We start from the raw sequence: 26,258 nt of genomic DNA on the forward strand, positions 1-26,258 counted from the left end.
TGGTTTCCAGAAATCCGCGAATCAGGCTTCTTTACGGCACAGAATCTCCCCGTGCAGAACGGCGAACCAGCCGTCCTCGCACCGCCCCCATTCCCGCCACGCCTCGGACACCGCCCGCAGCCGCTCCGAAGTGGCATGACCGCCCTGGACCGCCCGGTCGGCGTACGCGGAGGCCAGGGTGCGGTCGGCCCACAGCCCGCTCCACCAGGCCCGCTCCTCGGCGGTGGCAAAGGTCCAGGTGCTGGTGGTGGCGGTGACGTCGGTCAGTCCGGCGGCCAGCGCCCACGCCTTCAGCCGGCGCCCGGCGTCGGGCTCGCCCCCGTTGGCCCGGGCCACCCGCTCGTACAGGTCCAGCCAGTCGTCCAGCCTCGGCACCGCCGGGTACCAGGTCATCGCCGCGTAGTCCGCGTCGCGTACGGCGATGAACCCGCCCGGCTTCGTCACCCGGCGCATCTCGCGCAGCGCCCGCACCGGGTCGCCCACGTGCTGGAGCACCTGGTGGGCGTGGACCACGCAGAAGGTGTCGTCCGGGTAGTCCAGGGCGTGGACGTCGGCCACCGCGAAGTCGACGTTGGCCAGCCCCCGGCCGGCGGCGGTGGCCCGGGCCCGCTCCAGCACGCCGGGCGCCCGGTCGACGCCGGTGACATGGCCGTCGGGGACCAGCTCCGCCAGGTCGGCGGTGATGGTGCCCGGTCCGCAGCCGATGTCCAGGATCCTCATGTGGGGCTTCAGGGAGCCGAGCAGATAGGCCGCGGAGTTGGCGGCGGTCCGCCAGGTGTGCGAGCGCAGCACCGACTCGTGGTGCCCGTGCGTGTAGACGGCGGTCTCCTGTGCCTCCGGCATGGCCGTACCCCTTCCCCTCGTGGCGGACGGGCCGTACCCGTCCGCCGGTACGTCCCCACCGTACGCGCGCATGCCGAATGATGAGATCCGCGTATCGTGATATGGACTGACGGGTGATCAGGCGGTGAGGTCAGGCGGTGGTGTCCAGCGGGCGGTAGACCGTCAGCGCCTCCGGCAGCTTCTCCAGCGTCACCTCGCCCGACACCGACGTGACCTCGCCGTCGTAGGCGAGCGGGGTGCCCGGGGCGACACCGGTCAGCCGCAGCCGGTTCACCTGCACCGCCGAGTGGGCCGGCGACCTGGTCAGCGGTCCCGCCACGGCCGCCGCGAGCAGCCGCAGCGCGGGCCTGCGGCCCCCGTGCACCACCCGCACGTCCAGCAGCCCGTCCGCCAGATCGGTCCGGCGACCCGGCGTGAGCCCCACGCGGTGGTAGACACCGTTGCCGACGAACAGCACCCACAGGGGCCGCGGCTCACCGCCCACCTCCACCTCCAGCGGGTGCTCGCCGGCCCGCAGCACGCGCAGCGCGCCCAGCACCCCGGCCGGCCAGCCGCCGATCCGGCGCGACCAGCGGTCCCTGACCCGCACCAGCTCCGGGTACACACCCAGGCTCAGCGTGTTCAAAAACAGGCCCTCCCGACCCCCCGAAGCGAACCGGCCCGCGTCCACCCGGACCGCCTCGCCGTGCCGGACCGCGCGGGCCAGCAGACGCTCGTCCGCCACGCCCAGGTCGGCGGCGAAGTGGTTGAGGGTGCCGCCCGGCAGCACCGCGAGCGGCAGCCCGTGCCGCAGCGCCACCCGGGCCGCCGCGTTCACCGTGCCGTCGCCGCCGCACACCCCGAGCACCCGGGCCCGCGCCGCCGCCTTCTCCAGCTCGTCCCCGACCTCCTCCGGCGCGCACTCGACGACCTCCGCCGCCGGCAGCGCGTCGTGCAGCGCCCCGACCCGGTCCGCCGTCCCCGAGGCCCGGTTGGCGACCAGCACCAGCCCCTCGCCCTCGGGCAGCGCGGGCGCCTCGGCCCGGGACCGGGCGGGCAGCCGCACCCCGGCGCGCGGCGGCACCAGCCGCCGTACCACGAAGGCGGCGCCCGCGCCGAGCGCCGCCCCGGCCAGCACATCGCTCGGGAAGTGCACCCCGGTGTAGACCCGGGACATCGCCACCGAGAACGCCACCGGCGCCACCGCCGCGCCCCACGCCGGCGACTCCAGCGCCACCCCGGTCGCGAAGGCCGCGGCCGAGGCCGCGTGCCCGGACGGGAAGGACGTGGTGATCGGTTGCCGCGACAGCCTCCGCACCAGCGGCACCGGGTCCAGCACCGGCCGGGCCCGGCGCACCGAGCGCTTGCCGAGGGTGTTGATCGTCAGCGAGGCCAGGCCGAGCGAGGCCAGGCCCCGGACCGCCGCGGCGCGGGAGCGGGGCGTGCGGCTCGCGGCCAGGGCGGCGGCCGACGCGAACCACAGCACGCCGTGGTTGGCGGCCCGGCTCAGCCGGGGCAGCACCCGCTCGGCGCCGGGCCAGTGCCAGGCGGCGGCGGCCTCGAACAGCCGGCCGTCGAGGTCGAGCAGCGTGCGCAGCCGGGCGCGGGCGGCGGCCGACGCGGGGGCGGTCAGGTCCAGGTCAGGGCTCATGGGATGCGGTTACCCTGAAGGGCCCGTTTCCTGTGTACGCGCGGGAGGTGAACCCGGATGCGGCTGCTGCTCGTACGGCACGGCCAGACCCCGTCCAACGTGGACGGCCTGCTGGACACCGCCGTGCCCGGCCCGGGGCTGACCCCGCTCGGCCGGGCGCAGGCCGCCGCGCTGCCCGGGGCGCTCGCCGGGGAGGACATCGACGCCCTGTACGCCTCCACGCTGGCCCGCACCCAGCAGACGGCCGCCCCGCTGGCCGCCGCCCGCGGCCTGGAGGTGCTCGTGCGGGACGGCATCCGCGAGCTGTCCGCCGGCGACCTGGAAATGCTGCCCGGGCACACCCCGGAGGGCCGGCGGTACCTGCGCACCGCGTTCGCGTGGGCGTCCGGGGACACCGCGCTGCGGATGCCCGGCGGGGAGAGCGGCGCGGCGGCACTGGCCCGGTACGACGCCGTGGTGGCCGAGGCCGCGGCGAGCGGGGCCCGGACCGTCGCCATGATCAGCCACGGCGCCGCGATCCGGGTCTGGACCGCCGCCCGCGCCGCCAACGTCGACGTGACCTTCGCCGCGGCCCGCCCCCTGGAGAACACCGGCGTGATCATCCTGGAGGGCACCCCGTCCGACGGCTGGAAGGCCCTGTCCTGGGAGGGCGCCGCGGTGACACCGGCCGACGAGGGCGGCCCGACGGGGGAGGCCCTGGGATGACGCGGCGGCCGGAACACCCGTAGCCCGCCCGATACCCGTTTGCCCCCGTGCCCGCGCGCCGCGCAGAATGCCTGCCCATGGGATATCTGGAAGCCGCGCACCTGGAGTACTACCTCCCCGACGGAAGGGCGCTGCTGGGCGATGTCTCCTTCCGGGTCGGAGAGGGCGCCGTCGTCGCCCTGGTCGGACCGAACGGCGCGGGCAAGACCACGCTGCTGCGGCTGATCTCCGGCGAGCTGAAACCGCACGGCGGCACCGTCACCGTGGCCGGCGGCCTCGGCGTGATGCGCCAGTTCGTCGGCTCCGTACGCGACGAGACGACCGTACGGGACCTGCTGGTCTCCGTCGCCCCGCCCCGGATCCGGGAAGCCGCGAAGGCCGTCGACGCCGCCGAGCACGCCCTGATGACCGTCGACGACGAGGCCGCCCAGCTCGGCTACGCGCAGGCCCTCGCCGACTGGGCCGAGGCGCGCGGCTACGAGGCCGAGACCCTGTGGGACATGTGCACCACCGCGGCCCTCGGCGTGCCCTACGAGCGCGCCCAGTGGCGCGAGGTGCGCACCCTCTCCGGCGGCGAGCAGAAGCGGCTGGTGCTGGAGGCGCTGCTGCGCGGCACCGACGAGGTCCTGCTGCTGGACGAGCCGGACAACTACCTCGACGTGCCCGGCAAGCGCTGGCTGGAGCAGCAGCTCAAGGAGACCCGGAAGACCGTCCTGTTCGTCTCCCACGACCGTGAACTCCTCGCCCGCGCCGCCGAGAAGATCGTCTCCGTGGAGCCGGGCCCGGCCGGCGCCGACGCCTGGGTGCACGGCGGCGGCTTCGCCACCTACCACGAGGCCCGCCGCGAACGCTTCGCCCGCTTCGAGGAGTTGCGCCGCCGCTGGGACGAGAAGCACGCCCAGCTGAAGAAGCTGGTGCTGAACCTGCGTCAGGCCGCCGCCGTCAGCCACGAGATGGCCTCCCGGTACGCCGCCGCCCAGACCCGCCTGCGCAAGTTCGAGGAGGCCGGCCCGCCGCCGGAGCCGCCCCGCGAGCAGGAGATCACCATGCGGCTGAAGGGCGGCCGTACCGGCGTACGGGCCGTCACCTGCGCGGGGCTGGAACTGACCGGCCTGATGAAACCGTTCGACCTGGAGGTCTTCTACGGCGAACGGGTCGCCGTCCTCGGCTCGAACGGTTCCGGCAAGTCCCACTTCCTGCGGCTGCTGGCCGGCGAGGACGTCGCGCACACGGGCGAGTGGAAACTGGGCGCCCGGGTCGTCCCCGGCCACTTCGCGCAGACCCACGCGCAGCCCGCGCTCCAGGGCCGCACCCTGCTGGACATCCTCTGGAAGGAACACGCCCAGGACCGGGGCGCGGCCATGTCCCGGCTGCGCCGCTACGAACTCACCCGGCAGGCCGAGCAGACCTTCGACCGGCTCTCCGGCGGACAGCAGGCCCGCTTCCAGATCCTGCTGCTCGAACTGGCGGGCGCCACCGCCCTGTTGCTGGACGAGCCCACCGACAACCTCGACCTGGAGTCCGCCGAGGCCCTCCAGGAGGGGCTGGAGGCGTTCGAGGGCACGGTCCTCGCGGTCACCCACGACCGCTGGTTCGCCCGCTCCTTCGACCGCTTCCTGGTCTTCGGCAGCGACGGCCGGGTCCGCGAGACCCCGGAACCGGTCTGGGACGAACGCCGCGTCGAGCGGGCCCGGTAACCCCGGGCCCGCGCCCCGGACACCGGGCCGGCACCGCCGGCGCAGTCCCCGGACACCGGGCCGCTACCGCCAGCGCAGCAGCGCGCCCATGCCGCCCGCCGGTACCTCCTCGCCGGTGTCCGCCAGCACCGGCGCCAGCGAGAAGACCGGCGCGTCCGTCACCACGGCCGCCCGTACCAGCGCGTCGTCGGCGCGGGCCGGCCAGGCATGCTGTTCGCCGAGGTCCCTCAGCTCCGTACGGCGCTCCGCCAGCTGGGCCGGGTCCTCGCCGATCCACACCTCGCGCCCGGTGTCCGGCCCGTCCGGGAGGATCAGCAGCTCGGCCAGCCGGTGCTCGCGGGCCGCCTCGATCAGCCCCGGCACCCCCTCGACGGCCGCGGCCCGCCGCTCCTCGTCGGGCGTCCGGGCGGACCGGTACCGGTCCACCTCGGCCAGGATCCGCTCCCGCACGTGCCGGGCCCGGATCTCCTCCACCTCGCGCGGCAGCAGCCTGCTGCCCACGCCGTGCGCGGTCTCCACGGCCCGGTCCCGCAGGTGCGCCGGCAACTGCTCGTGCACCGACCGGCACTCGCGTTGCTCCCCGCACAGGATCAGCAGATCGGCGCCGGTCTCGGCCTGGCAGGCCGCGAGCGCCTCGGCGATGTCCCGCGCGTTGTGCTCCCAGGTGTTCTCCACCTTCAGCTGGTAGTGCCGCTCGGACCAGTCGGTCGCCTTCGCCCGGTGCATCGGCCACTGCCGGCTGCCCGTCACATGCCCGGCCTCCTCCCGCAGCACCGCGCTGCGCAGCTCGAAGTCGGCCCCGGTGCGGTCGATGTACGCCACCAGCGACACCGGGTCCTCGCCGGCCAGGTCCAGCAGCGGGGTGACGTGCGGCAGCGTGTCCCAGCGCACCAGGCCCTGCGGCGGGGCCTGGGTCAGCGGCACCTGGAGCACCACCTCGCCGTCCCGGGCGAACACGGCCCGCCCGTACGGCTCGGTGCTGCGCTCGAGGGACGCCACCGCGTCGTGCACCGCCCGGCAGGTGGCCTCGTCGGCGCCCTGCTCCCGCAGCCGCCGGGCCACCGCCTCGGCCGTCAGCCTGCGCCGGGTGTGCATGTCCTCCTCGTGCTGTGACAGGTCGACGTATGCGGAGGCCCAGGACCCCGGATGTTCGTACAGTGGATTCAGGAACGCGAGTTCCATGGATTCCTCCCGGAAATCACTCGGGGGCAGTGCGTGCCGGGCGGGTACCCGTACCCCATGAACGAACACGACGAGCGGGGCACCACCATGACCGGAGTCGACCCCAGCCGGCTGGACGACCAGCAGCTCATGAAGGAGCTGGAGACGATCCACCGCACGCGCCACGACACCCTGCTGTACGGCTCGAACGACGCACTGCGGGCCCATAACGAGCGGATGGCGCAGCTGGAGGGCGAGTATCTGCGGCGCAACCCCCGCCGCCTGGTGAGCGCGGGCCGCACCCGCGAGGGCGCCCGGGAGCGCGGCTGCGGCGAGGCGGCCACCCCGGACGCCTCCGGCACCTGACGGCCGGAGCCCCCCCCACAAGGCACAACGCGCGGCACAACGACGGGGCCGGCCCGCTTCCGGGCCGGCCCCGTGACACACGGGTGGGTGGCGGTCAGCCGGGCTCTCCGGCGAACACGTGCAGGAACGCGTCGCAGAACGCCTTCAGATCGTCCGGCTTACGGCTGGTCACCAGCTGGTTGGGGCCGTGGTCGCAGATCTTGACCTGCTCGTCCACCCAGGTGCCGCCGGCGTTGCGGATGTCGGTCGCGAGGCTCGGCCAGGACGTCAGCACCCGGCCGCGCACCACATCGGCCTCCACCAGCGTCCACGGCGCGTGGCAGATCGCGGCGACCGGCCGGCCCTGGTCGAAGAAGTCCTTCACGAACGCGACGGCCTTCTCGTCCATCCGCAGGAAGTCCGGGTTGGCGACGCCGCCCGGCAGCACCAGACCGCCGAAGGACCCGGCCGACGTCCGCTCCACCACCTCGTCCACGGCAAAGGTGTCCGCCTTGTCCAGATGGTTGAACGCCTGGATCTTCCCCGGCTGTGTCGACACGAGCACCGGCTCGTGCCCGGCGTCCGAGGCGGCCTTCCACGGCTCGGTCAGCTCCACCTGCTCGACGCCCTCGGGTGCCACCAGAAACGCGATACGCATGATGTCTCAAGCTCCTTTCAGTTTCCGCAGCGCCGCCCTGTGCGCCCGGGCGCGCCGCTTCCTTCCCCTGGCCGCCCGCCGGCAGCGCAGCAGCTCCTCGCCGTACGGCAGCAGCACACACGCGCCGATCGCGACCCCGATGCCCGCCAGATAGCCCGGCGACGGCGGGCGCCGGCGCGGCAGCAGCCGCCAGGCGTCCGGATCCCCGCGCCCGCCCCGCAGCAACGACCGCACCTGGTCGGAGTGCAGGCACATCAGGGAGACCAGCCCGCCGAACGGCAGCGACTCCAGAAAACTGTGGATGTGCTGCTCGACCGGCTTGACCTCGCGGTCGCTGTCCTCCGCCGTCCGTACGTCCCACAGCGCGGTGGCCTCGTGCACGGCCGCCGCGCCCAGCTGCACGGCCAGCAGCAGTGGATTGACCTCGTAGCGCAGGGTGAGCGCGATGGGCAGGCCCACCTCCGCCATCATCAGGGAGTGGATCAGGGACTCCTTCGTCCCCGACGTGTCCTCGATCCGGGTACGCCGGTGCATCGCCCAGTCGGCGAGCCCCGGCACGAACCAGCCGGGCAGCAGCCCGTACAGCAGGAAGCGCGTCGTGACCTCGCCGACGTCGACCGTCGCGCCCCGCGCGATCTCGGCCGCCTGGCCCGCCGCGCGGGGAGCCGGCCAGGGCGCCCCCTGCCTCATGCGCCCCCCACCAGCGCCTCGGCCAGCTGTTGCAGGTTCTCGTACCGGTCCTGGTGGGGCAGACCGGCGACGGCGTCGATCAGTGTGCCGGGCGCGTTGCTCCGGCGCAGTGCCCGGGCCAGCTCGCCCGGCTTCGCGGGGAAGGCGTGCCGGCTCAGGTGCCGGGCCAGCTCCATCCGGGTCCGCTCCAGGGACGCCGGGGACCCGAGTCCGCCCACCGGGCCGCTCCAGACCTCCGGGTCGTCGTCCGCGGCCGGCTCCGGGTCGTGCCACTCCTCCACACGCGTGGGATGGCCCGACCGCAGCAGCCCTTTCAGCTCGTGCTTCATCTCGTCGTCCCGGTGGACGTTCAGCCGGTCACTGCCTCGCTGCATATCTCCCTCCAAGGGTCGAAGGTCCGCACCGCGTACCCGGTGCCCCACGTCCCACACGGGCTTCCGCGTCCGGCGCGGGACTCGTCCCGCACGGTCACTGCTTGGCCCGGCCGGGCAGGAACTCCTGCACCTTCGCCTTCAGGCCCTGCTTGATCACCGAACCCCGGTCGGCGTCGCCCTTCAGGATCGACGCGGCCGTCGCCTCCATCTGCTCCCAGCTGGCGTGCGGCGGGATCGGCGGTACGGCGGGGTCGGTGAGGAACTCCAGTACCGCCGGCCCGTCCGCCTCCAGTCCGGCCCGCCAGGCCGCCTCCACGTCCTCCGGCTTCTCCACCCGGATGCCGGTCAGCCCGAGCGAACGGGCGAACGCCGCGTACTGCACATCCGGGATCGACTGCGACGGCAGGAACGAGGGGGCGCCCTCCATGGCCCGCATCTCCCAGGTCACCTGGTTCAGGTCCTGGTTGTTCCACACGGCCACCACCAGCCGCGGATCCGACCACAGATCCCGGTACTTGGCCGCCGTGATCATCTCCGCCAGCCCGTTCATCTGCATCGCGCCGTCACCGACCAGCGCGAACACCGGCCGGTCCGGGTGCGCGAACTTCGCCCCGATCGCGTACGGCACGCCCGGGCCCATCGTCGCCAGCGTCCCGGACAGCGAACCGCGCATGCCCGGCCGCATCGTGATGTGCCGCGCGTACCAGTTGGCGACCGAACCGGAGTCCGAGGTCAGGATCGCGTTGTCCGGCAGCAGCGCGTCCAGCGACCGGGCCACGTACTCGGGGTTGATCGGATCGGCCGCCACCGCGGCCCGCCGCTCCATCGTCTGGTGCCAGCGCTTCACGTTCGCGCACACCGTGTCGTACCACTTGCGGCCGCGCCCCTCCGCCTTCAGCAGCGGGATCAGCCGGCGCAGCGTGGCCTGCGCGTCGCCGACCAGGTTCACCTCGTACGGGTAGCGCATGCCGATCATGTGCGCGTCGATGTCGATCTGCACCGCGCGCGCCTTGCCGAACTCCGGCATGAACTGCGTGTACGGGAACGACGAGCCGATGGTCAGCAGCGTGTCGCAGTCCCGCATCAGCTCGTACGACGGCCGGCTGCCGAGCAGTCCGATCGGGCCCGTCACATACGGCAGCTCGTCACTGAGCACGTCCTTGCCGAGCAGCGCCTTCGCCACGCCCGCACCGAGCAGCTCGGCGACCTCCCGCACCTCCGCGACCGCCCCCGCCGCGCCCTGGCCGACCAGCAGGGCCACCTTCTCGCCCGCGTTCAGCACGTCCGCAGCCCGGCGCAGCGCCTCGTCGGTCGGGGTCGCCGTGAACTCGCTCATCCCCAGGCTGGACGGCACCATCTTGAACGCGTGCGTGGGCGGCGAGTAGTCCAGCTCCTGCACATCGCCCGGGATGATCAGCGCGGTCGGGCAGCGCCGGGCGTACGCGGTACGGATCGCCCGGTCCAGCACGTTCGGCAGCTGCTCGGGCACCGTCACCGTCTCCACGAACTCGGAGGCGACGTCCTTGTACAGCGTGTGCAGGTCGACTTCCTGCTGGTAGGAGCCGCCCATCGCGGTCCGGTTGGTCTGGCCGACGATGGCCAGCACGGGTACGTGGTCCAGCTTCGCGTCGTAGAGGCCGTTGAGCAGGTGGATGGCGCCGGGTCCGGAGGTCGCCGCGCACACCCCGAGGCGTCCGCTGAACTTCGCGTACCCGACCGCCTCGAAGGCGGACATCTCCTCGTGCCGGGACTGGACGAACCGCGGCTGGTTCTCGGCACGGCCCCAGGCGGCGAGCAGTCCGTTGATGCCGTCGCCCGGATAGCCGAAAACCTCCTCCACGCCCCAAGCGCGCAGGCGTTCGAGGATGTGGTCCGAGACCTTGGTGCTCATGGACAGACCTCCCGGTGGAGAGCGAAGCGGACGATCCGGTCAGCCCGTACCGAGTGACCTGCGCGGCAGACGGAAAACCTCCGGGGTGGGGTGGGGGCGCGGGGCAGCGGGGCGCCTCCGGGGGGCGGGGGCGCGCGTCGGCAAGGGCCTGTGCCGGGGGGCGTCCCGTGTCGTCCGGTGCGCTCCGGTGGCCGTCACCCGCGCGGCCCCGCATGTCGCGCGAATGGGCTCCGGCCGCGCGCGGTACGGGCCCGCGCGGGCTGTCATGGCAGCGAGGGCACACCGACCGTGCCCCCGTGGCCGGGGCGCCGCACGGCGTCGCCGCGGTACGACCGTCCCCCCGGGGCCGGGTGCCGCACGCGTCGCCGTGGTGCCGGAGCGCCGGCGTACGGCCTGTCCGACCGCCCGCCGCACCCCGCGAGGAGCCCCGCCCATGCGCCGCACCGCCCGCGCCGCCCTGTCCGCCGCCTTCGCCGCCGGTGCCGTGCTCGCCCTGGCCGGGCCCGCCGCATCCGCCGCCGCCCCGGCACCGCCCCCGGCGTCCTGCGACCCGGTCACCGGGCCCGTGCCGGCGCCGGTTCCGGTTCCGTTGCCGGGCGCCTTGGGGGCCGCGCCCATAGCCCCCGGTGACGGGACCGGGGGCGGCTCGGGGTGCGAGGACGCCTTCCTCGGAGCCGGCGGGCGAGAGCAGGCCGGTCCGGACGGCGGTGGCATCCCGGACGCGAGCGGCCTGGACGGCGCGCCGGACGCCGGAGCCGTGGAGGGCACCGGGAAGGAGGCGGCCGGGCCGGACGGTACGGGGTGGGACGGCTCGGGGTGGGACGGGGCCGGGCAGGTCGGCGGGGGCCAGGACACGGGCGGGCCCGACGGTGGCGGTGGCGGTCGGGACGGCGGAAGCCCGGACGGTGGCGGTCATGACGGGGGCGGGCAGATCGGCGGCGGTGCGGACGGCGGTGGGCAGGTCGGTGGCGGGCGGGAGTGCTCAGCAGGGGATTCCTGCGCGGAGGACGGTCACCCGTGCGGGGAATCCCGCGACGCGGCCTGCTCCGACGACGGCCTCGCCTGCCGTGCGGCCCCCGACGCCGACGGCTGCCGCCCGGCCGGCGTCCAGCACGGCGTGGACGCGGGAGCGGGCGGCACCTTCGAGGACTCGGTCCCCGCGCTGGCCGCCGGCGCCGCCCTGATCGCCGCCGCCTGCGCGGGCGCCGGCTACCGGCTGTACGGCCGCTCGCGCCTCGCGGCGGACCGGTCCGCCGAAATGTGACCCCGGCAACAGCGGCGACCGCCCATGGACAGCCGTACGCCGGGTACACGCCGTCCCGAGGGCACCGGCATCGCCCCACCGGCACCCTCCGCCCCGCGACCCCCGGACCCGAGACGCACAGCCACAGCACGAGGGACACGGACGACACGGACAAGGAACGCGGACCGGCGGCCATCAGGCGGGATGGCGGCCACGAGGAACGCACGGCCCGGGCGGGCGACACAACGGCACCACGGACTCGCGGAGGCGGACATGCGGCGCACGGACCCGGAGCGCGACCCCCGGGACGGCCCCGGCCCCACCCACCGCGGCGAGGCCCAGGGCGCCGCTCCCGGCGGTGAGGACGGCGGCTCCGTTTCCCACGAGGTGAACCCCGGTCCCGCCCACCGTGGGGGTGACGAGGACCCCGCGCCCCGCCGGGGCGGCCACGCCCCCGTCCGCCGCAGTGAGGACCAGAACCCGGCCCGCCGCCGGAACGGCCACACCCCCGCCCGCCCCCGGGAGGACCACGGCCCCGTCCGCTACGGCCCGCCGCTTCCCGGTGACGGTCTGCCCGTGTTGCCCGAGTTGTCCGCCGTGGTTGCCGCCGCGGCGGACCGTGCGGACGCGCAGCCCGTCGGCGGTGCCCCCGCCCTGCTGGAGGCGGCCTGCGGCTACTGGACCCGGCGCGGGCTGTCCTGCGTCCCCGACCGGATCGTCGCGGGCCCCGGTGCCCCCGCGCTGCTGCTCGCCATCACCGCCGCGCTGGCCGGGGAGGGCGCCGACATCCTCGTACCCCGCCCCTGCGCCGCCTGGTGGGCGCCGTACGCCCGGCTCCTCGGCCGGCCCGTGTTCCATGTGCCGACCCCCGCCGAGGGCGGCGGCGTCCCCGACCCGTACGCCCTGCTGGAGACCGTGCGCCGGGTCCGCGCCGAGGGCGGCGACCCCCGGCTGCTGGTGCTGTCCGTCGCCGACGACCCCACCGCCACCGTCGCCCCGCCCGAACTGCTGCACGAGACCGTCGAGGCCGCCACCGCCGAGGGCCTCCACCTGGTCAGCGACGAGACCTGGCGCGACACCCTGCACGCACCGCACGAGACCGTCCTGCTCAGCCCGGCCGAGATGTGGCCCGACGACGTCACCGTCGTCACCGACCTGGCCGGTGCCCTGCTGCCCGCCGGCTGGCCCGCCGCCGTCGCGCGCTTCCCGGCCACCGGAGCCGGGCGGCGGCTGCACGCGCGCGTGCTCGACGTGCTCACCGCCCTCGGCGCGCGGCTCGCCGTACCGGTCGCCGCGGCGGCCTGCTACGCCCTCGACGAGCCGCCGCCCGTCACCGAACGCCGGGAGGCCACCGTCCGGCTGCACGCGCGCGTGGCCGCCGCCGCGTACGCCGCCGTGGTCGCCGCCGGCGCACTCGCCCGGCCCCCGCAGGCCGGCCGTCACCTGTACGCCGACCTCGCGCCGCTGCGCGAGCCGCTGGCGGCCCAAGGGGCCGGGGACGCCCAGGAACTGGAGGACCTCCTGACCGCCCGGCTCGGCATGCCCGCGCCCGGCGGGCACCGCTTCGGCGACGACCTCGGGGCGCTGCGCGTACGGCTCGCCACCGGACCCCTGCTGGGCGGCACGGACGAGGAGCGCACCGAAAGCCTCGTGTCACCCGCACCGCTGGAACTGCCACACGTGCAACGCGCGTTGGTGTCCTTGAGGTCGGCCTTCGACGATCTCCGCGACGACGCTCAGCGATGGGAGCCTCCTCGATGACGCAGCAGACGCATGAGCCCGGCCCGGTCACGACGACCACGGCACCCGGCGCACCGGACCCCCTCGCCGCGCCCTTCCCCCCGCTGGCCGAGCCCCGCCCGCTGGGCGAACGCCGGGTCTGGCCGCGCACCTTCCACGACCGGCTGACCGCGCCCCTGCCCGGCCTGAAGGGCCTCGCCCGGTTCGCCCGCGAAGGCGCCGTGCGCCCCGGCCCCGACGGCCTCGCCGACATCCCCCGGCTGCCGTACGAACCGGGCCCGCTGCCCCGTGTCGACAGCCGCACCCTGGCCGTCACCTGGGCGGGACACGCCAGCTGGGTCGTCCGGATCGGCGGGCTGACCGTCCTCACCGACCCGGTGTGGTCCCGCCGCATCCTGGGCACCCCGGCCCGCGTCACCCCCGTGGGCGTGCCCTGGGAGGACCTGCCCCCCGTCGACGCCGTCGTCATCAGCCACAACCACTACGACCACCTGGACGCCCCCACCCTGCGCCGGCTCCCGCGCGACACCCCCGTCTTCGTGCCCGCCGGCCTCGGCGGCTGGTTCCGCCGCCGCCGGTTCACCCGCGTCACCGAGCTGGACTGGTGGGAGGGGGCCGAACTGTCCGGCACCCGCTTCGACTTCGTCCCCGCCCACCACTGGTCCAAGCGCACCCTCACCGACACCTGCCGCAGCCTGTGGGGCGGCTGGGTCCTCACCGCTCCCGACGGACAGCGCCTCTACTTCGCCGGTGACACCGGCTACGGTCACTGGTTCTCCCGCATCGGCCGCCGCTACCCCGGCATCGACCTGGCCCTGATGCCCATCGGCGCCTACGACCCCCGCTGGTGGCTCAGCGACGTCCACTGCGACCCCGAGGAGGCGGTGCAGGCCACCCTGGACCTCGGCGCCCGCCGCATGGCCCCCATGCACTGGGGCACGTTCATCCTCTCGGCGGAACCGGTCCTGGAACCGCTTACTCGGGTACGGACGGCCTGGGAGAAGGCGGGGCTGGAACGCGACGACCTGTGGGACCTCCCGGTCGGCGCTTCCAGAGTGCTGGGCTGAGACGGACCCCCTGCGGAGACCTCATCCGGCGGCGGCCCGCACCCGCCGCCACACGCCGGGCACCGCGCTGATCAGAACCGTCAGCACGACCGCCAGCACCACCCCCTCCCAGGGCTCCTCGAACAGCGAACCCCCCACGATGCCGATCACCTGATACGTGGCCGCCCAGGCCAGACACGCCGGCAGGTTCCCCCGCGCGAACCTCCGCGGCGGCCACTCGGCCATCAGGCACGCCAGCATCACCGGTATCCGCCCCGCCGGGACGAGCCGGGACAGCACCAGTACGGCGGTCCCGTGTTCGGCCAGCTTCCCCCGGGCCCGCGCCAGCCGCTCCTCCGGAGCCCGGGCCCGGATCGCCGCCAGCCACCGCGACCCGCTCCTGGACCGCATCCCGCGCCGGCCCAGCCAGTACAGCGCCGCGTCCCCCAGGAACGCGGCCAGCGACGCCGTCACGAACACCAGTGCCGGCGAGTACGGCGCCCGCTGATGGAACGCGACCACCGCCGCCGAACTCACCAGCGCGCCCGTCGGCACCACCGGCACCAGCGCCCCGATCAGCACCAGCAGGAACAACGACGGATAGCCCACCGCCTGCTGCGTGGACTCGGGTGTCACGGTGGCCGACGCGGCGGCGAGCCAGGTCACCGCGCGACCTCCAGCCGCACACTCTCGCCGTGCGCCAGCTTGTGCACCGCCACCCCCGGCGCGGCCTCCGCCGCCAGCCGTACGAACTCGTCACCCGGCGCGTGGAACTCGTGCGGGCGCACCGCGTCCATGCCGATCGGCCAGTACGTCCCGTAGTGCACCGGCACCGCGACCCGGGGCGCCAGCCGGGCCAGCGCCCGCGCCGCCCGCCCCGCGTCCAGGTGCCCCTCCCCGAGATACGGGCCCCAGCCGCCCACCGGCAGCAGTGCCGCGTCCACCGGCCCGACCCGCTCGGCCATCTCGTCGAACAGCCCCGTGTCGCCGGCGAAGTAGGTCCGCGCCTCGCCCTCCACGACGTACCCCAGCGCGGGGGAGCGGCGCGGGCCCACCGGCAGCCGCCGCCCGTCGTGCAGCGCCGGCACCACCCGGACCAGCACCTCGCCCACCCGCACCGCGTCGCCGGGCACCACCTCGGTGACCCGCAGCTGCCGCAGCCGGCGCAAGCCGGGTACCGCCCGTGGTGCGCCCCGGGGCACGAGCAGGCGCGTGCCCGGGGCGAGGCAGGCCAGCGAGGGCAGGTGCAGATGGTCGGCGTGCAGATGCGAGACCAGCGCGAGGTCGGCGCGGCGGGCCGCGGCGGGCGGCACCGCGCCCCGGCGACGGCGCAGGTGCGCCAGCCGGCGGGCGAACAGGGGATCGGTGAGCACCCGTATGTTCGTGTCCTCCACCACGCAGGTGGCGTGACCCCACCAGGTGATCTCCACCGGCACCTTCTTTCGCCTCCTTCGCGCGACTCCCCGAAGCCTACGGGCAGGAGTAGGGTCGGCGGCGAAAACGGGAGGTGAGGGGACGCCATGAGACAGCCGCGAGGGGTTTTCGGCATGCTGACGCCGGTGCGGGTCACCGCCATCGCGAGCCTGACGCCCCTGGAGGAGCTGGAGGCCGACCCCTTCCTGGTGGATTCCCGGAGCCAGCACGCCATGTGCGCCCGCTGGGCCGCCGAGCGCGGCTACGTCATCGCCCGGGAACTTCTCGTCGGCGGTCTGCGTTTCGATCATTGCGCGCTGTGGGAGGGGGTGCGCCCCGGGGTGGACGTGTTCGTCGCGCCCAGCCTCCGGGTGCTGCGCCGGGCCCTGTCGTCGGTGGAGGAGTTCACCGCCGAGTGCGCGCGCCGGGGCGTGCGCGTGGAGACGGTGGGGCGCGCCGAGCCGTCGTACGACGCGCAGATGAAGGCCCGGGTGCACCGCCGCCTGTCCATGCCGACGGCCGGCTACGACGGCCGGTGACCCCGGTCCGTCCGGGCCGCCGGCGCCCCGTGTGACAAGGTGGAGCCGGGCCCGACCGGCCCGCTTGGAGCGTAAGGAGGTCCTCCTGGCCCGAGGGGCGGGAAGGGCCGGGTTGTGAGGTGTACGGCGTGCGGGGCATGCGGTGGCGGCGGATCGCCAGTCAGGTCGGGCGCAGCGTCGCCGTATGGGCGGTCTCCACCGTCACCATGCTGGTCCTCGCCGGGCTCCTGCCCGACTTCCGGCTCCAGTCCGCCGACGGCGACAGTGTCACCACCATCGCCTTGGCCGCCGCCTGCGGGGCGGGAGCCTTCGGCGTCCTGTCGGCCGTAGTCTGGCCGTTGCTGGTCCGGCTGCTGCTGCTCGTGCCGGCGCTGGTCCTCGGCCTGCTGGTCTTCTTCCTCAACGGCTCCCTGCTGCTGCTCGCCCTGCGCGTCAACCCCTCCGGCCGGGGCGAGGCCGCGCCCGAGACCGCGGTCATCGTGGCCGCGGTGATGTCCGCCGTCGCCTCCGCGACCGGCGCGGCCCTCGCGGTGCGCGACGACGAGGCCTACCGCCGCCGGCTGCACCGCCTCGCCACCCGCGGCCGCCGGGGCCACCCGCCCTGCCCCACCACGCCCGGCCTGGTCTGCGTCCAGCTCGACGGCGTGGGCCACGACGTCCTGACGGACGCGGTCCGCAAGGGCCTGATGCCGACGGTCGCCCGCTGGCTGGCGTCGGACGAGGACGCGGCACCGGCCGCACACGGCGTACGACCGGCAGCCGACGGGCGACGAGCGGGCAGGGCTGGCGCCCGACCGGCAGCCGACGGGATACGACCGGGCACGGACGGCACACGCCCGGCCGACGACGGCACACGGGGCCCGGTCGGCGACGGCTCGCGTCCGGTCGCAGACGGGAGACGACCGGGTACGGACGATGGACGGCCCGTCGGCGACGGCCCGGGACCGCGAACCGACGGCATACGGCAGGCCGGCGAGGACGCGCGTCCGGCCGCCGCCGGGATACGACCGGCCGGAGACGGCCCACGCCCGGCAGCCCCCTCCGGCCGCCCCGCCCACGCACCGACCGCCACCCCCGGCCGCTCCGCCCTACCACAGGCAGCCACCCCCCTCCCGCCCCACGAGCCCACCACCACCCCGCACTCGGCCCAGGAGCCCACCACCCCCCTCCCCACCCGCGCGCCCACCCACCGCCTCACCCCTTGGCGCACCGACTGGTCCAGTCAGACCGGTGCCAGTCAGCTCGGCATCCTGCACGGCAGCACCTTCGACGTGCCGGCCTTCCGCTGGTACGAGAAGGACCGCGGCGAGGTGATGGTCTGCAACCGGCCGACCAGCGCGGCCGAGCTCCAGCGCCGCGCCGCCCTGCGCACCCGTGACGACGGGCTGCTCGCCGTCGACGGCGCCAGCCGCGGCAACCTCTTCAGCGGCGGCGCCGGCGAGCAGGCCCTGGTGCTGTCCATCGCCACCCGCCGCCGCGGCCGCGACAACCGCTCCCGGGCCGGCTACTTCGCCTACTTCTCCGACCCCGCGAACGCCGTCCGCACCGCCCTGTCCTTCGTCGCCGAGGTGGCCCGCGAGATCGGCCAGTCCACCCGGGCCCGGCTGGGCCGGCAGCGCCCGCGGGTCGGCCGGGGCGGCCTGTACCCGCTGGTCCGTGCCTTCGCCACCGTCGTCGAACGGGACGTCGTCGTCGCCGCGGTCATGGGCGACATGCTCGCCGGCCGCACCGTCGTCTACGCCGACCTCGTCGCCTACGACGAGGTGGCCCACCACTCCGGCCCGCGCGGCCGCGACGCCGAGCAGGTCCTCCGGCGCCTCGACCGCTGCCTGGCCCTGCTGGAGCGCGTCGCCGAGCACGCCCCGCGCCCGTACCGGATCGTCGTGCTGTCCGACCACGGGCAGAGCCCCGGTGAAACGTTCCGCGCCCGCTACGGCCTCACCCTCGGCGACCTGGTCCGGGCCGGCTGCGGGCTGCCCGTGCCGCGCCGGGCCGAGCAGACGCACAGCGGCGCCGAGGCCCGCGCCGCCGTGCGCGCCGCCCTGCGCCGCCCGGTGGAGGAGAAGGGCGGGCACCACCGCCCGGCCCGCCACCGCGAGCCCGTGGTGCTGGCCTCCGGCAACCTCGGCCTGGTCTCCTTCCCGGACGTCCCGCACCGGATGACCAAGGAGGAGATCGACGCCCGCCACCCGGCCCTGCTCACCACCCTCGCCAACCACCCCGGCATCGGCTTCCTGCTGGTGCGCAGCGAGCGGCACGGCGGTGTGGTGCTGGGCGCGTACGGCGCCGAGATCCCGCTGGACCGGCTGGACGAGGAGCCCGGCCCGCTGGCCCGCTTCGGTCCCGGCGCCGCCGACGCCGTCCGCCGCACCCACTCCTTCCCGCACACCGCCGACATCATGGTCAACTCCGCCTACGACCCCGCCGACGGCGAGGTCCTCGCGTTCGAGGAGCAGATCGGCTCGCACGGCGGTCTCGGCGGCGCCCAGTCCCGCCCGTTCCTGCTCTCCCCGGTGGACCTCTCCCCGCCGGCCGCCGACGGGACGGAACCGGTCGGCGCCGAGCGCATCCACCGTATTCTGCGCCGCTGGCTGGACGAGCTGAACGGCCCCCAGGTACCGCTGACGCCCGCCGCCGAGAAGGAAGAAGCGGAAGAGGAGGCGGAAAAGGCCGCCTGACGACGGCCCGGCCGACCCGTCGCGATCCGGCCACGCTCCCGCCCGCCCGGGCCCGTTCACCGGCTAGGCCATATGTGCGAGAGCGCGATCGCATGACAGACTGCTGCCCGCGTTCATCGGCACGTAGGGGAGGGCGTGGCTGTGAGTGAGCGGCGGGCTGCGCCCACCGTGGGCCAGGTGGTGCTCGGCAAGCGGTTGCAGGAGCTGCGGGAGGCCGCGGGGCTCAGCCGCGACGAGGCCGCCCGGGTCCTCAGGGTGGCGTCGGCGACCGTACGGCGGATGGAGACGGCCGAGGTCTCGCTGAAGATCCCCTACGTGCAGGTGCTGCTGACCACCTACGGGGTGCCGGACGAGGAGGCCGACGCCTTCGTCCGGCTGGCCGAGGAGGCGAACCAGCCGGGCTGGTGGCAGCGGTTCCACGACGTGCTGCCGGACTGGTTCAGCCTGTACGTCAGCCTGGAGGGCGCCGCCCGGATCATCCGCTCCTACGAGCCGCACTTCGTGCCCGGCCTGCTCCAGACCGAGGACTACGCGCGGGCGGTGATGGAGGCGGGCACCGTCGGCCACACCTCCCCGGAGACGGTCGACCGGCATGTGTCGCTGCGCATGGAACGGCAGCGGCTGCTGGACCGCAAGGACCCGCCCCACCTGTGGGTGATCATGGACGAGACGGTGCTCAGGCGCCCGGTGAGCACCGACCCGAAGGTGCTGCGGGACCAGCTGGACCGGCTGCTGGAGTACGCCGAACGGGACCGGGTCACGCTCCAGATCGCCGAGTTCGCCGCGGGCCCGCACCCGGGCACGTACGCGCCGTTCACGCTGTTCCGGTTCGCCGAGCCGGAGCTGCCGGACATGGTCTTCACCGAGTACCTGACCGGCGCGCTCTATCTCGACGCGCGCCGTGAGGTGGCCGCGCACCTGGAGGTGCTGGACCACATGACGGCCCGCGCCGCGTCCGCCCGGCGCACCCAGAAGCTGCTGCGGGAGTACCGCGAGAGCGTGTGACCCGCCCCCGCGTCCGGCGTGACCCGTACGGGTCTCCGGACGGGTGCCCCGCCGGGCCTCCCCCTAGGTTCTGAGTACGGGGGCGAACCGAGGGAGCGCATGTGACCGACACGCGGAGACCGCCCAGGGAACCCGGCGCGGCCCTGCTGTCCGCCGGCCGCTTCTTCCGGCCCGGCACGCCCGCGCCCGACCTGCACAGCGTCACCCTGACCGGCGGCCGGCAGGCGGACGCCTTCTACCGGGACCGGTGGAGCCACGACAAGGTGGTGCACTCCACCCACGGCGTGAACTGCACCGGCTCCTGCCGGTGGAAGGTGTACGTCAAGGACGGCATCATCACCTGGGAGACCCAGGAGACGGACTATCCCTCGGTGGGCCCGGACCGGCCCGAGTACGAGCCGCGCGGCTGCCCGCGCGGCGCCGCGTTCTCCTGGTACACCTACTCGCCCACCCGGGTCCGCCACCCCTACGTCCGGGGCGTGCTGCTCCAGATGTACCGGGAGGCGAAGCAGCGGCTGGGGGACCCGGTGCTGGCCTGGGCGGACATCCAGAACGACCCCGAGCGGCGGCGCCGATACCAGCGGGCGCGCGGCAAGGGCGGCCTGGTGCGGGCGCGCTGGGAGGAGGCGGTGGAACTGGTCGCCGCCGCGCAGGTGCACACCATCAAGACCTACGGCCCCGACCGGATCGCCGGGTTCTCCCCGATCCCGGCGATGTCGATGGTGTCGCACGCGGCCGGCGCCCGCTACCACTCGCTGATCGGCGCGTCCATGCTGTCGTTCTACGACTGGTACGCCGACCTCCCGGTGGCCTCCCCGCAGGTCTTCGGCGACCAGACGGACGTACCGGAGTCCGGCGACTGGTGGGACGCCGCCTATCTGATCATGTGGGGGTCCAATGTCCCGGTGACCCGCACCCCGGACGCGCACTGGATGGCGGAGGCGCGGTACCGGGGCCAGAAGGTGGTGGTGGTCTCACCCGACTACGCGGACGCCACGAAGTTCGCCGACGCCTGGCTGCACCCGCACCCGGGCACGGACGGCGCGCTGGCCCTGGCGATGGGCCATGTGATCCTCAAGGAGTTCTTCGTCGACCGGCAGACGCCGTTCTTCACCGACTACGTGCGGAAGTTCACCGACCTGCCGTTCCTGGTGACGCTCGCCGAGCGGGACGGGGCGTGGGTACCGGCGAAGTTCCTGCGCGCCACCGACATCGGCCGGGGCGGCGAGGGCGCGGAGTGGAAGACGGCCGTCCTGGACGAGACGACCGGCCGCGCGGTGGTGCCGAACGGCTCCCTGGGCTTTCGCTGGACCGAGTCGGGCGAGGGCCGGTGGAATCTGGAACTGGGCGACATCCGGCCTCTGTTGAGCCTGTACGGCAGCGAGGTCGCGGTGCCGGTGGAGGTGCTGCTGCCCCGGTTCGACACCGAGGGCGGCACACACGGGCAGGGGCGGGGCGAGGTGCTGCGGCGCAGCGTGCCGGCCACCCGGCTGGGCGGCCCGGACGGCCCGCTGGTGACGACCGTCTACGACCTGCTGCTGGCCCAGTACGGGGTGGCCCGCCCCGGGATGCCCGGCGACTGGCCCGACTCCTACGACGACGCCCGCACCCCGGCCACCCCCGCCTGGCAGGAGGCGCACACCTCCGTCCCGGCCGCCCAGTGCGTGCGCATCGCGCGGGAGTTCGCGCGGACCGCCGAGCGCTCCGAGGGCCGCTGCATGATCATCATGGGGGCGGGCACCAACCACTGGTTCCACTCCGAGACGATCTACCGCGCCTTCCTGGCGCTGCTGAAGCTCACCGGCTGCCAGGGCCGCAACGGCGGCGGCTGGGCGCACTACGTGGGCCAGGAGAAGTGCCGCCCGGTGACCGGCTGGGCCACGCTGGCCGCCGCCTCCGACTGGTCCCGCCCGCCCCGGCAGGCGATCGGCACCGGCTACTGGTACCTGCACACCGACCAGTGGCGCTACGACCGCTTCGCCGCCGATGTGCTCGCCTCGCCGCTCGGCGAGGGCCGGTTCGCCGGGATGACCGCCGCGGACTGCCTGGCGCTGTCCGCCCGCGCGGGCTGGATGCCGTCGTACCCCACCTTCGACCGCAACCCGCTCGACCTGGGCGAGCAGAGCGGCGACCCGGTGGCGAAGGCGGTCGCCGAACTGCGCGCCGGCACCCTGAGGTTCGCCTGCGAGGACCCGGACGCCCCGGAGAACTGGCCGCGCGTGCTGACCCTGTGGCGGGCCAATCTGCTGGGCTCCTCGGCCAAGGGCGCCGAGTACTTCACCCGGCACCTGCTGGGCACCCACTCCTCGCTGCGCGCCGACCAGGCCGCGCCCGGCGAACGGCCGAGGGACGTGACCTGGCGGGAGCCGGCACCGGAGGGCAAGCTCGACCTGCTGCTGTCGCTGGACTTCCGGCACACCTCCTCCACGCTGCTGTCGGACGTGGTGCTGCCGGCCGCGACCTGGTACGAGAAGCACGACCTGTCCTCCACCGACATGCACCCCTTCGTGCACGCCTTCACCCCGGCCGTGGACCCGCCCTGGCAGGCCCGCACCGACTTCGACACCTTCAAGGCGCTCGCCCGGAAGCTCAGCGAGCTGGCCGTCGACCATCTGGGCGTCCGCAAGGACCTGGTGGCAAGCCCGCTCCAGCACGACACCCCGGCCGAGACCGCCCAGCCGGGCGGGGTGGTGCGGGACTGGAAGCGCGGCGAGTGCGAGCCCGTACCCGGCAGGACCCTGCCGAACCTGACCGTCGTGGAGCGCGACTACACCGCGATCGCCGCCAAGTTCACCTCCCTCGGCCCGCTGGTGGAGAAACTCGGCCTCGCCGTCAAGGGGATCGCCCTGCGCCCGGACGTGGAGGTCTCCCAGCTGCGGAAGTCCAACGGCACCGGCTACCAGGGCCGGCCGTCGCTGGACACGGCCGTGAAGGCGGCGAACACCATCCTCGCCCTGTCCGGCACCACCAACGGGCGCCTGGCCACCGAGGGTTTCCGCACGCTTCAGCGGCGCACCGGGCGGCCGATGGCCCATCTCGCCGCCGAGCACGAGGGCAAACGGGTCACGTACGCCGACACCCAGGCGGCGCCCGTGCCGGTGATCACCTCGCCGGAGTGGTCGGGCAGCGAGTCCGGCGGCCGGCGCTACACGGCCTTCACGCTCAACACCGAGCACGGCAAACCCTGGCACACCCTCACCGGCCGCCAGCACTTCTTCCTCGACCACGACTGGCTGCACGAACTCGGCGAGGCCCTGCCGGTGTACCGGCCGCCGCTGGACATGCACCGGCTTTTCGGCGAACCACGCCTCGGAGCGGACGGGCAGCGGGAGGTGACGGTGCGTTACCTCACTCCGCACAACAAATGGTCGATCCACTCCGAGTACCAGGACAACCTGTTCATGCTGGCCCTCTCCCGGGGCGGGCAGACCATCTGGATGTCCCCCGAGGACGCCGACGCGATCGGGGCCGGGGACAACGACTGGGTGGAGGCGGTCAACCGCAACGGCGTGGTCGTGGCCCGCGCGATCGTCTCGCACCGCATGCCGCCCGGCACCGTCTACCTGCACCACGCGCAGGAGCGCACGGTGAGCGTCCCGAAGACGGAGACCACCGGGATGCGCGGCGGCATCCACAACTCCCTGACCCGGCTGCTGCTCAAACCGTCCCATCTGATCGGCGGATACGCGCAGTTGTCCTGGGCGTTCAACTACCTGGGCCCGACGGGCAACCAGCGCGACGAGGTCACGGTGATCCGCCGCCGCGGCCAGGAGGTCGAGTACTGATGCGTCCGATGGCCCAGATCGCGATGGTGATGAACCTCGACAAGTGCATCGGCTGCCACACCTGTTCGGTCACCTGCAAACAGGCGTGGACCAACCGGCGCGGCATGGAGTACGTCTGGTTCAACAACGTGGAGACCCGCCCCGGACAGGGCTACCCGCGCCGCTACGAGGACCAGGACAAGTGGCGCGGCGGCTGGGAGCTGAACCGGCGCGGCGCGCTCACCCTCAAGGCCGGCGGCCGGTTCCGGAAGCTCGCCGGGATCTTCTCCAACCCCCGGCTGCCGGAGATCAAGGACTACTACGAACCCTGGACGTACGAGTACCGCAACCTCACCGACGCCCCGCTCGGCGACGACTACCCGGTGGCCCGGCCGGTGTCGTCGATCACCGGGGAGCCGATGAAGATCGAGTGGTCCTCGAACTGGGACGACAACCTCGGCGGCGCCCCCGCCTACGGCGACCTGGACCCGATGGTCGAACGCCTGCGCCAAGAGGCGTCCGACAAGGTGCGGTTCGCCTACGAGCAGACGTTCATGTTCTACCTGCCGCGGATCTGCGAGCACTGCCTGAACCCCTCGTGCGTGGCCTCCTGCCCGTCCGGGGCGATGTACAAGCGGGCCGAGGACGGCATCGTCCTGGTCGACCAGGACCACTGCCGGGGCTGGCGGATGTGCGTGACCGGATGCCCGTACAAGAAGGTGTACTTCAACCACGCCACCGGCAAGGCCGAGAAGTGCACCCTGTGCTACCCGCGGATCGAGGTCGGCCTGCCGACGGTGTGCTCGGAGACCTGCGTGGGCCGGCTGCGCTACCTCGGGGTCCTGCTGTACGACGCCGACAAGGTGACCGCCGCCGCCTCCGTATCGGACGAGAAGAACCTGTACGAGGCCCAGTTGGGCGTGTTCCTCGACCCGCACGATCCCAAGGTGCTGCGCGCCTGCGAGGACGCCGGCATCCCGCGCCAGTGGACCGAGGCGGCCCGCCGCTCGCCCGTGCACGCGCTGGTCAGCCGGTACCGGGTGGCGCTGCCGCTGCACCCCGAGTACCGGACCATGCCGATGGTCTGGTACATCCCGCCGCTGTCGCCGGTGGTGGACGCGCTGTCCGACACCGGGCACGACGGGGAGGACGCCGGCAACCTGTTCGGCGCCATCGACACCCTGCGCATCCCGCTGGAGTACCTGGCGGAGATGTTCACCGCGGGCGACACCGGGCCGGTACGGGCCTCGCTGGAGAAGCTCGCCGCGATGCGCTCCCACATGCGGGCCCTCAACCTCGGCGAGAGGCCGGACCCGGAGATCGCCTCGGCGGCCGGTATGCGCCCGGCCGACATCGAGGCCCTGTACCGGCTGCTGGCCATCGCCAAGTACGAGGAGCGGTACGTCATCCCGACCGCCGCCGTCGGGGACGCCCGCCGGCTGGAGGAGTCGGCGGTGCCCGCCGAGTGCGGCCTCGACCACCCGGGCGGACCCGGCATGGGCGGCGACGGGCCGTTCGGCCGGGACTCCGGCCGCAGACGGCTCCCGCTGGTGTCGGTGGAGAACTTCCACCTGCTGCGCGGACGGCAGACCTCGGACGACGCGGAGGAGGCCTGATGCCCTCGGACGCGGTGCTCTACCAGGCGGCGGCCCTGTGCCTGACCTACCCGGACGACGACCTCGTCGCCCGGCTGCCGCTGCTGCGCGAAGCCGCCCCGCAGCTGCGGGAGTTCACCGACCACGCGGCCGTCACCCCGCTGCTGGACCTGGCCGCGCACTACGTGGAGGTCTTCGACCTCAAGAACCGGCACAGCCTGTACCTGAGCTGGTGGCACGACGGCGACACCCGGCGGCGCGGAATGTCCCTGGTGCGCTTCAAGGACGTCTACCGCCGCCACGGCCTGGAGTTCAGCGGCGAGGAGCTGCCCGACTTCCTGCCGGCCGTGCTGGAGTTCACCGCGCGGACCGGCGAGACCGGCCTGCTGACGGAGCACCGTACCGGCCTGGAGCAGTTGCGTACCCGGCTGGCCGCCTGCGGCACACCGTACGCGGGCGTCCTGGACGCGGTCTGCGCCGCCCTGCCCGCCTCCCACCCCGGAGCACGCCGATGACCGTCCTGCTGTGGGGCGCCCTGCCCTACGTCGCCCTCGCCCTGCTGGTGGCCGGCCTCGTCTGGCGCTACCGCTACGACAAGTACGGCTGGACCACCCGCTCCTCCCAGGTGTACGAGTCACGGCTGCTGAACGTCGCCTCCCCGGTCTTCCACTACGGCATCCTGTTCGTGCTGGCGGGACACCTGGTGGGGCTGTTCGTGCCGGTGTCCTGGACGGAGACGTTCGGCGTGGACGAGCACGCCTACCACCTGCTGTCGCTGTACGGCGGGACGGCGGCCGGGGTGCTGACGGTCGCCGGGGTCGGGCTGCTCGTCTACCGCCGCCGCACCCGCGCCCCCGTCTTCCGGGCCACCACGGCCAACGACAAGGCGATGTACCTGCTGCTGCTCGGCGCGATCGGGCTGGGCATGGCCGCCAAACTGACGCACACCGGCGGCAACGGGTACGACTACCGGAGCACCATCGCCCCCTGGGCGCGCGGCCTGTTCACCCTCCGGCCGGAGACGGGGCTGATGACGGGCGTGCCGGTGCTGTACCAGGTGCACGCGGTGGTGGGCATGGTGCTGATCGCGTTCGTGCCGTACAGCCGGCTGGTGCACATGTTCAGCGCGCCGGTGCAGTACCTGTTCCGGCCGTACGTGGTCTACCGCACCCGGGACCCCCGCCGGCTCGGCCCGCGACCGGACCGGCGGGGCTGGGAGCGGCTGGGCGGCTGAGCGCTCC

At 74.3% G+C, this 26,258-nt stretch carries 22 protein-coding genes; 13 read left to right on the forward strand and 9 right to left on the reverse strand.

The window, feature by feature from the left end; genetic code table 11:
• Window positions 1-21: 21 nt before the first annotated feature.
• Together HB370_RS32290 and HB370_RS32295 are read right to left on the reverse strand one after the other, a co-directional pair.
• Window positions 22-843, reverse strand: a complete 822-nt coding sequence (locus HB370_RS32290; RefSeq protein ID WP_030789233.1) for a class I SAM-dependent methyltransferase — start codon at window positions 841-843, stop codon at window positions 22-24.
• A 130-nt stretch (window positions 844-973) separates the two neighbouring features.
• Entirely contained in the window at window positions 974-2,473 is a 1,500-nt protein-coding gene (locus tag HB370_RS32295; RefSeq protein WP_030789232.1) for a bifunctional phosphatase PAP2/diacylglycerol kinase family protein, read from the reverse strand.
• Window positions 2,474-2,530: 57 nt separating this feature from the next.
• Between HB370_RS32295 and HB370_RS32300 the strand changes: the two genes are divergently transcribed.
• The gene (locus HB370_RS32300) at window positions 2,531-3,178 is read left to right on the forward strand and encodes a histidine phosphatase family protein (protein ID WP_030789230.1); all 648 of its coding nucleotides are present in this window, start codon (window positions 2,531-2,533) and stop codon (window positions 3,176-3,178) included.
• 77 nt (window positions 3,179-3,255) lie between these two features.
• A complete protein-coding gene (locus tag HB370_RS32305; RefSeq protein ID WP_030789228.1) occupies window positions 3,256-4,875 on the forward strand; it encodes an ATP-binding cassette domain-containing protein in 1,620 nt (539 codons plus the stop codon).
• Window positions 4,876-4,938: 63 nt separating this feature from the next.
• On the opposite strand, the gene HB370_RS32310 is transcribed toward HB370_RS32305, so the two are convergent.
• Entirely contained in the window at window positions 4,939-6,057 is a 1,119-nt protein-coding gene (locus tag HB370_RS32310) for a Vms1/Ankzf1 family peptidyl-tRNA hydrolase (RefSeq protein WP_030789226.1), read from the reverse strand.
• A gap of 57 nt (window positions 6,058-6,114) precedes the next feature.
• Here HB370_RS32310 and HB370_RS32315 point away from each other — a divergent pair, with 57 nt between their 5' ends.
• Window positions 6,115-6,402 carry a DUF6158 family protein gene (locus HB370_RS32315; protein WP_030789224.1) on the forward strand — a complete coding sequence of 96 codons (288 nt, stop codon included), beginning with the start codon at window positions 6,115-6,117 and terminating at the stop codon, window positions 6,400-6,402.
• 94 nt (window positions 6,403-6,496) lie between these two features.
• Here HB370_RS32315 and HB370_RS32320 read toward each other — a convergent pair whose 3' ends face one another.
• The 4 genes from HB370_RS32320 to HB370_RS32335 form a co-directional block, all read right to left on the reverse strand.
• On the reverse strand, window positions 6,497-7,039 hold the full coding sequence (locus HB370_RS32320; RefSeq protein ID WP_030789222.1) for a type 1 glutamine amidotransferase domain-containing protein: 543 nt from the start codon (window positions 7,037-7,039) through the stop codon (window positions 6,497-6,499).
• A 6-nt stretch (window positions 7,040-7,045) separates the two neighbouring features.
• A complete protein-coding gene (locus HB370_RS32325; RefSeq protein ID WP_051816048.1) occupies window positions 7,046-7,729 on the reverse strand; it encodes a hypothetical protein in 684 nt (227 codons plus the stop codon).
• Window positions 7,726-8,103 carry a DUF2795 domain-containing protein gene (locus tag HB370_RS32330; protein ID WP_030789216.1) on the reverse strand — a complete coding sequence of 126 codons (378 nt, stop codon included), beginning with the start codon at window positions 8,101-8,103 and terminating at the stop codon, window positions 7,726-7,728. The genes HB370_RS32325 and HB370_RS32330 overlap by 4 nt, the downstream gene beginning before the upstream one ends.
• 94 nt (window positions 8,104-8,197) lie before the next feature.
• The gene (locus HB370_RS32335) at window positions 8,198-9,994 is read right to left on the reverse strand and encodes a thiamine pyrophosphate-requiring protein (protein WP_030789213.1); all 1,797 of its coding nucleotides are present in this window, start codon (window positions 9,992-9,994) and stop codon (window positions 8,198-8,200) included.
• A gap of 433 nt (window positions 9,995-10,427) precedes the next feature.
• Between HB370_RS32335 and HB370_RS32340 the strand changes: the two genes are divergently transcribed.
• The 3 genes from HB370_RS32340 to HB370_RS32350 all read left to right on the forward strand — a co-directional run bounded on the left by HB370_RS32340 (window position 10,428) and on the right by HB370_RS32350 (window position 14,044).
• Entirely contained in the window at window positions 10,428-11,258 is an 831-nt protein-coding gene (locus HB370_RS32340) for a hypothetical protein (protein WP_051816047.1), read from the forward strand.
• Window positions 11,259-11,510: 252 nt separating this feature from the next.
• The gene (locus HB370_RS32345; protein WP_244405718.1) at window positions 11,511-12,998 is read left to right on the forward strand and encodes an aminotransferase class I/II-fold pyridoxal phosphate-dependent enzyme; all 1,488 of its coding nucleotides are present in this window, start codon (window positions 11,511-11,513) and stop codon (window positions 12,996-12,998) included.
• On the forward strand, window positions 12,995-14,044 hold the full coding sequence (locus HB370_RS32350) for an MBL fold metallo-hydrolase (protein ID WP_030789198.1): 1,050 nt from the start codon (window positions 12,995-12,997) through the stop codon (window positions 14,042-14,044). The genes HB370_RS32345 and HB370_RS32350 overlap by 4 nt, the downstream gene beginning before the upstream one ends.
• A 21-nt stretch (window positions 14,045-14,065) precedes the next feature.
• On the opposite strand, the gene HB370_RS32355 is transcribed toward HB370_RS32350, so the two are convergent.
• Entirely contained in the window at window positions 14,066-14,689 is a 624-nt protein-coding gene (locus HB370_RS32355) for a VTT domain-containing protein (RefSeq protein WP_030789194.1), read from the reverse strand.
• Window positions 14,686-15,459 carry an MBL fold metallo-hydrolase gene (locus tag HB370_RS32360; protein ID WP_030789191.1) on the reverse strand — a complete coding sequence of 258 codons (774 nt, stop codon included), beginning with the start codon at window positions 15,457-15,459 and terminating at the stop codon, window positions 14,686-14,688. The genes HB370_RS32355 and HB370_RS32360 overlap by 4 nt, the downstream gene beginning before the upstream one ends.
• An 84-nt stretch (window positions 15,460-15,543) precedes the next feature.
• Between HB370_RS32360 and HB370_RS32365 the strand changes: the two genes are divergently transcribed.
• The 7 genes from HB370_RS32365 to narI all read left to right on the forward strand — a co-directional run bounded on the left by HB370_RS32365 (window position 15,544) and on the right by narI (window position 26,251).
• Window positions 15,544-15,975, forward strand: coding sequence for a hypothetical protein (locus HB370_RS32365; RefSeq protein ID WP_189753597.1), 432 nt, complete (start codon window positions 15,544-15,546; stop codon window positions 15,973-15,975).
• 137 nt (window positions 15,976-16,112) lie between these two features.
• Window positions 16,113-18,653 (forward strand): phage holin family protein, encoded by a 2,541-nt coding sequence (locus HB370_RS42130; RefSeq protein WP_244406064.1) that lies wholly within the window; start codon window positions 16,113-16,115, stop codon window positions 18,651-18,653.
• A 141-nt stretch (window positions 18,654-18,794) separates the two neighbouring features.
• Window positions 18,795-19,658 (forward strand): helix-turn-helix transcriptional regulator, encoded by an 864-nt coding sequence (locus HB370_RS32380; RefSeq protein WP_030789184.1) that lies wholly within the window; start codon window positions 18,795-18,797, stop codon window positions 19,656-19,658.
• Between the two features lie 101 nt (window positions 19,659-19,759).
• A complete protein-coding gene (locus HB370_RS32385; protein ID WP_030789182.1) occupies window positions 19,760-23,443 on the forward strand; it encodes a nitrate reductase subunit alpha in 3,684 nt (1,227 codons plus the stop codon).
• The gene (narH, locus tag HB370_RS32390) at window positions 23,443-25,038 is read left to right on the forward strand and encodes a nitrate reductase subunit beta (RefSeq protein WP_030789179.1); all 1,596 of its coding nucleotides are present in this window, start codon (window positions 23,443-23,445) and stop codon (window positions 25,036-25,038) included. Before HB370_RS32385 ends, narH begins: the two co-directional genes overlap by 1 nt.
• Window positions 25,038-25,532 (forward strand): nitrate reductase molybdenum cofactor assembly chaperone, encoded by a 495-nt coding sequence (gene narJ / locus HB370_RS32395; protein WP_030789176.1) that lies wholly within the window; start codon window positions 25,038-25,040, stop codon window positions 25,530-25,532. Before narH ends, narJ begins: the two co-directional genes overlap by 1 nt.
• Window positions 25,529-26,251: a respiratory nitrate reductase subunit gamma gene (gene narI / locus HB370_RS32400; RefSeq protein WP_030789172.1), complete on the forward strand. Its 723-nt coding sequence runs from the start codon at window positions 25,529-25,531 to the stop codon at window positions 26,249-26,251. The genes narJ and narI overlap by 4 nt, the downstream gene beginning before the upstream one ends.
• The last annotated feature ends 7 nt before the right edge of the window (window positions 26,252-26,258 follow it).

Origin of the sequence: Streptomyces sp. DSM 40868 (genome assembly GCF_011820545.1) — a bacterium.
Classification (GTDB): Bacteria; Actinomycetota; Actinomycetes; order Streptomycetales; family Streptomycetaceae; genus Streptomyces; species Streptomyces eurythermus.

What these genes read in the sequence shown, in the direction of transcription:
- HB370_RS32290 (WP_030789233.1), bottom strand. Translation starts at nt 843, where the DNA reads ATGCCGGAGGCACAGGAGACCGCCGTCTACACGCACGGGCACCACGAG.
- HB370_RS32295 (WP_030789232.1), bottom strand. Translation starts at nt 2,473, where the DNA reads ATGAGCCCTGACCTGGACCTGACCGCCCCCGCGTCGGCCGCCGCCCGC.
- HB370_RS32300 (WP_030789230.1), top strand. Translation starts at nt 2,531, where the DNA reads ATGCGGCTGCTGCTCGTACGGCACGGCCAGACCCCGTCCAACGTGGAC.
- HB370_RS32305 (WP_030789228.1), top strand. Translation starts at nt 3,256, where the DNA reads ATGGGATATCTGGAAGCCGCGCACCTGGAGTACTACCTCCCCGACGGA.
- HB370_RS32310 (WP_030789226.1), bottom strand. Translation starts at nt 6,057, where the DNA reads ATGGAACTCGCGTTCCTGAATCCACTGTACGAACATCCGGGGTCCTGG.
- HB370_RS32315 (WP_030789224.1), top strand. Translation starts at nt 6,115, where the DNA reads ATGAACGAACACGACGAGCGGGGCACCACCATGACCGGAGTCGACCCC.
- HB370_RS32320 (WP_030789222.1), bottom strand. Translation starts at nt 7,039, where the DNA reads ATGCGTATCGCGTTTCTGGTGGCACCCGAGGGCGTCGAGCAGGTGGAG.
- HB370_RS32325 (WP_051816048.1), bottom strand. Translation starts at nt 7,729, where the DNA reads ATGAGGCAGGGGGCGCCCTGGCCGGCTCCCCGCGCGGCGGGCCAGGCG.
- HB370_RS32330 (WP_030789216.1), bottom strand. Translation starts at nt 8,103, where the DNA reads ATGCAGCGAGGCAGTGACCGGCTGAACGTCCACCGGGACGACGAGATG.
- HB370_RS32335 (WP_030789213.1), bottom strand. Translation starts at nt 9,994, where the DNA reads ATGAGCACCAAGGTCTCGGACCACATCCTCGAACGCCTGCGCGCTTGG.
- HB370_RS32340 (WP_051816047.1), top strand. Translation starts at nt 10,428, where the DNA reads ATGCGCCGCACCGCCCGCGCCGCCCTGTCCGCCGCCTTCGCCGCCGGT.
- HB370_RS32345 (WP_244405718.1), top strand. Translation starts at nt 11,511, where the DNA reads ATGCGGCGCACGGACCCGGAGCGCGACCCCCGGGACGGCCCCGGCCCC.
- HB370_RS32350 (WP_030789198.1), top strand. Translation starts at nt 12,995, where the DNA reads ATGACGCAGCAGACGCATGAGCCCGGCCCGGTCACGACGACCACGGCA.
- HB370_RS32365 (WP_189753597.1), top strand. Translation starts at nt 15,544, where the DNA reads ATGAGACAGCCGCGAGGGGTTTTCGGCATGCTGACGCCGGTGCGGGTC.
- HB370_RS42130 (WP_244406064.1), top strand. Translation starts at nt 16,113, where the DNA reads ATGCGGTGGCGGCGGATCGCCAGTCAGGTCGGGCGCAGCGTCGCCGTA.
- narH (WP_030789179.1), top strand. Translation starts at nt 23,443, where the DNA reads ATGCGTCCGATGGCCCAGATCGCGATGGTGATGAACCTCGACAAGTGC.
- narJ (WP_030789176.1), top strand. Translation starts at nt 25,038, where the DNA reads ATGCCCTCGGACGCGGTGCTCTACCAGGCGGCGGCCCTGTGCCTGACC.
- narI (WP_030789172.1), top strand. Translation starts at nt 25,529, where the DNA reads ATGACCGTCCTGCTGTGGGGCGCCCTGCCCTACGTCGCCCTCGCCCTG.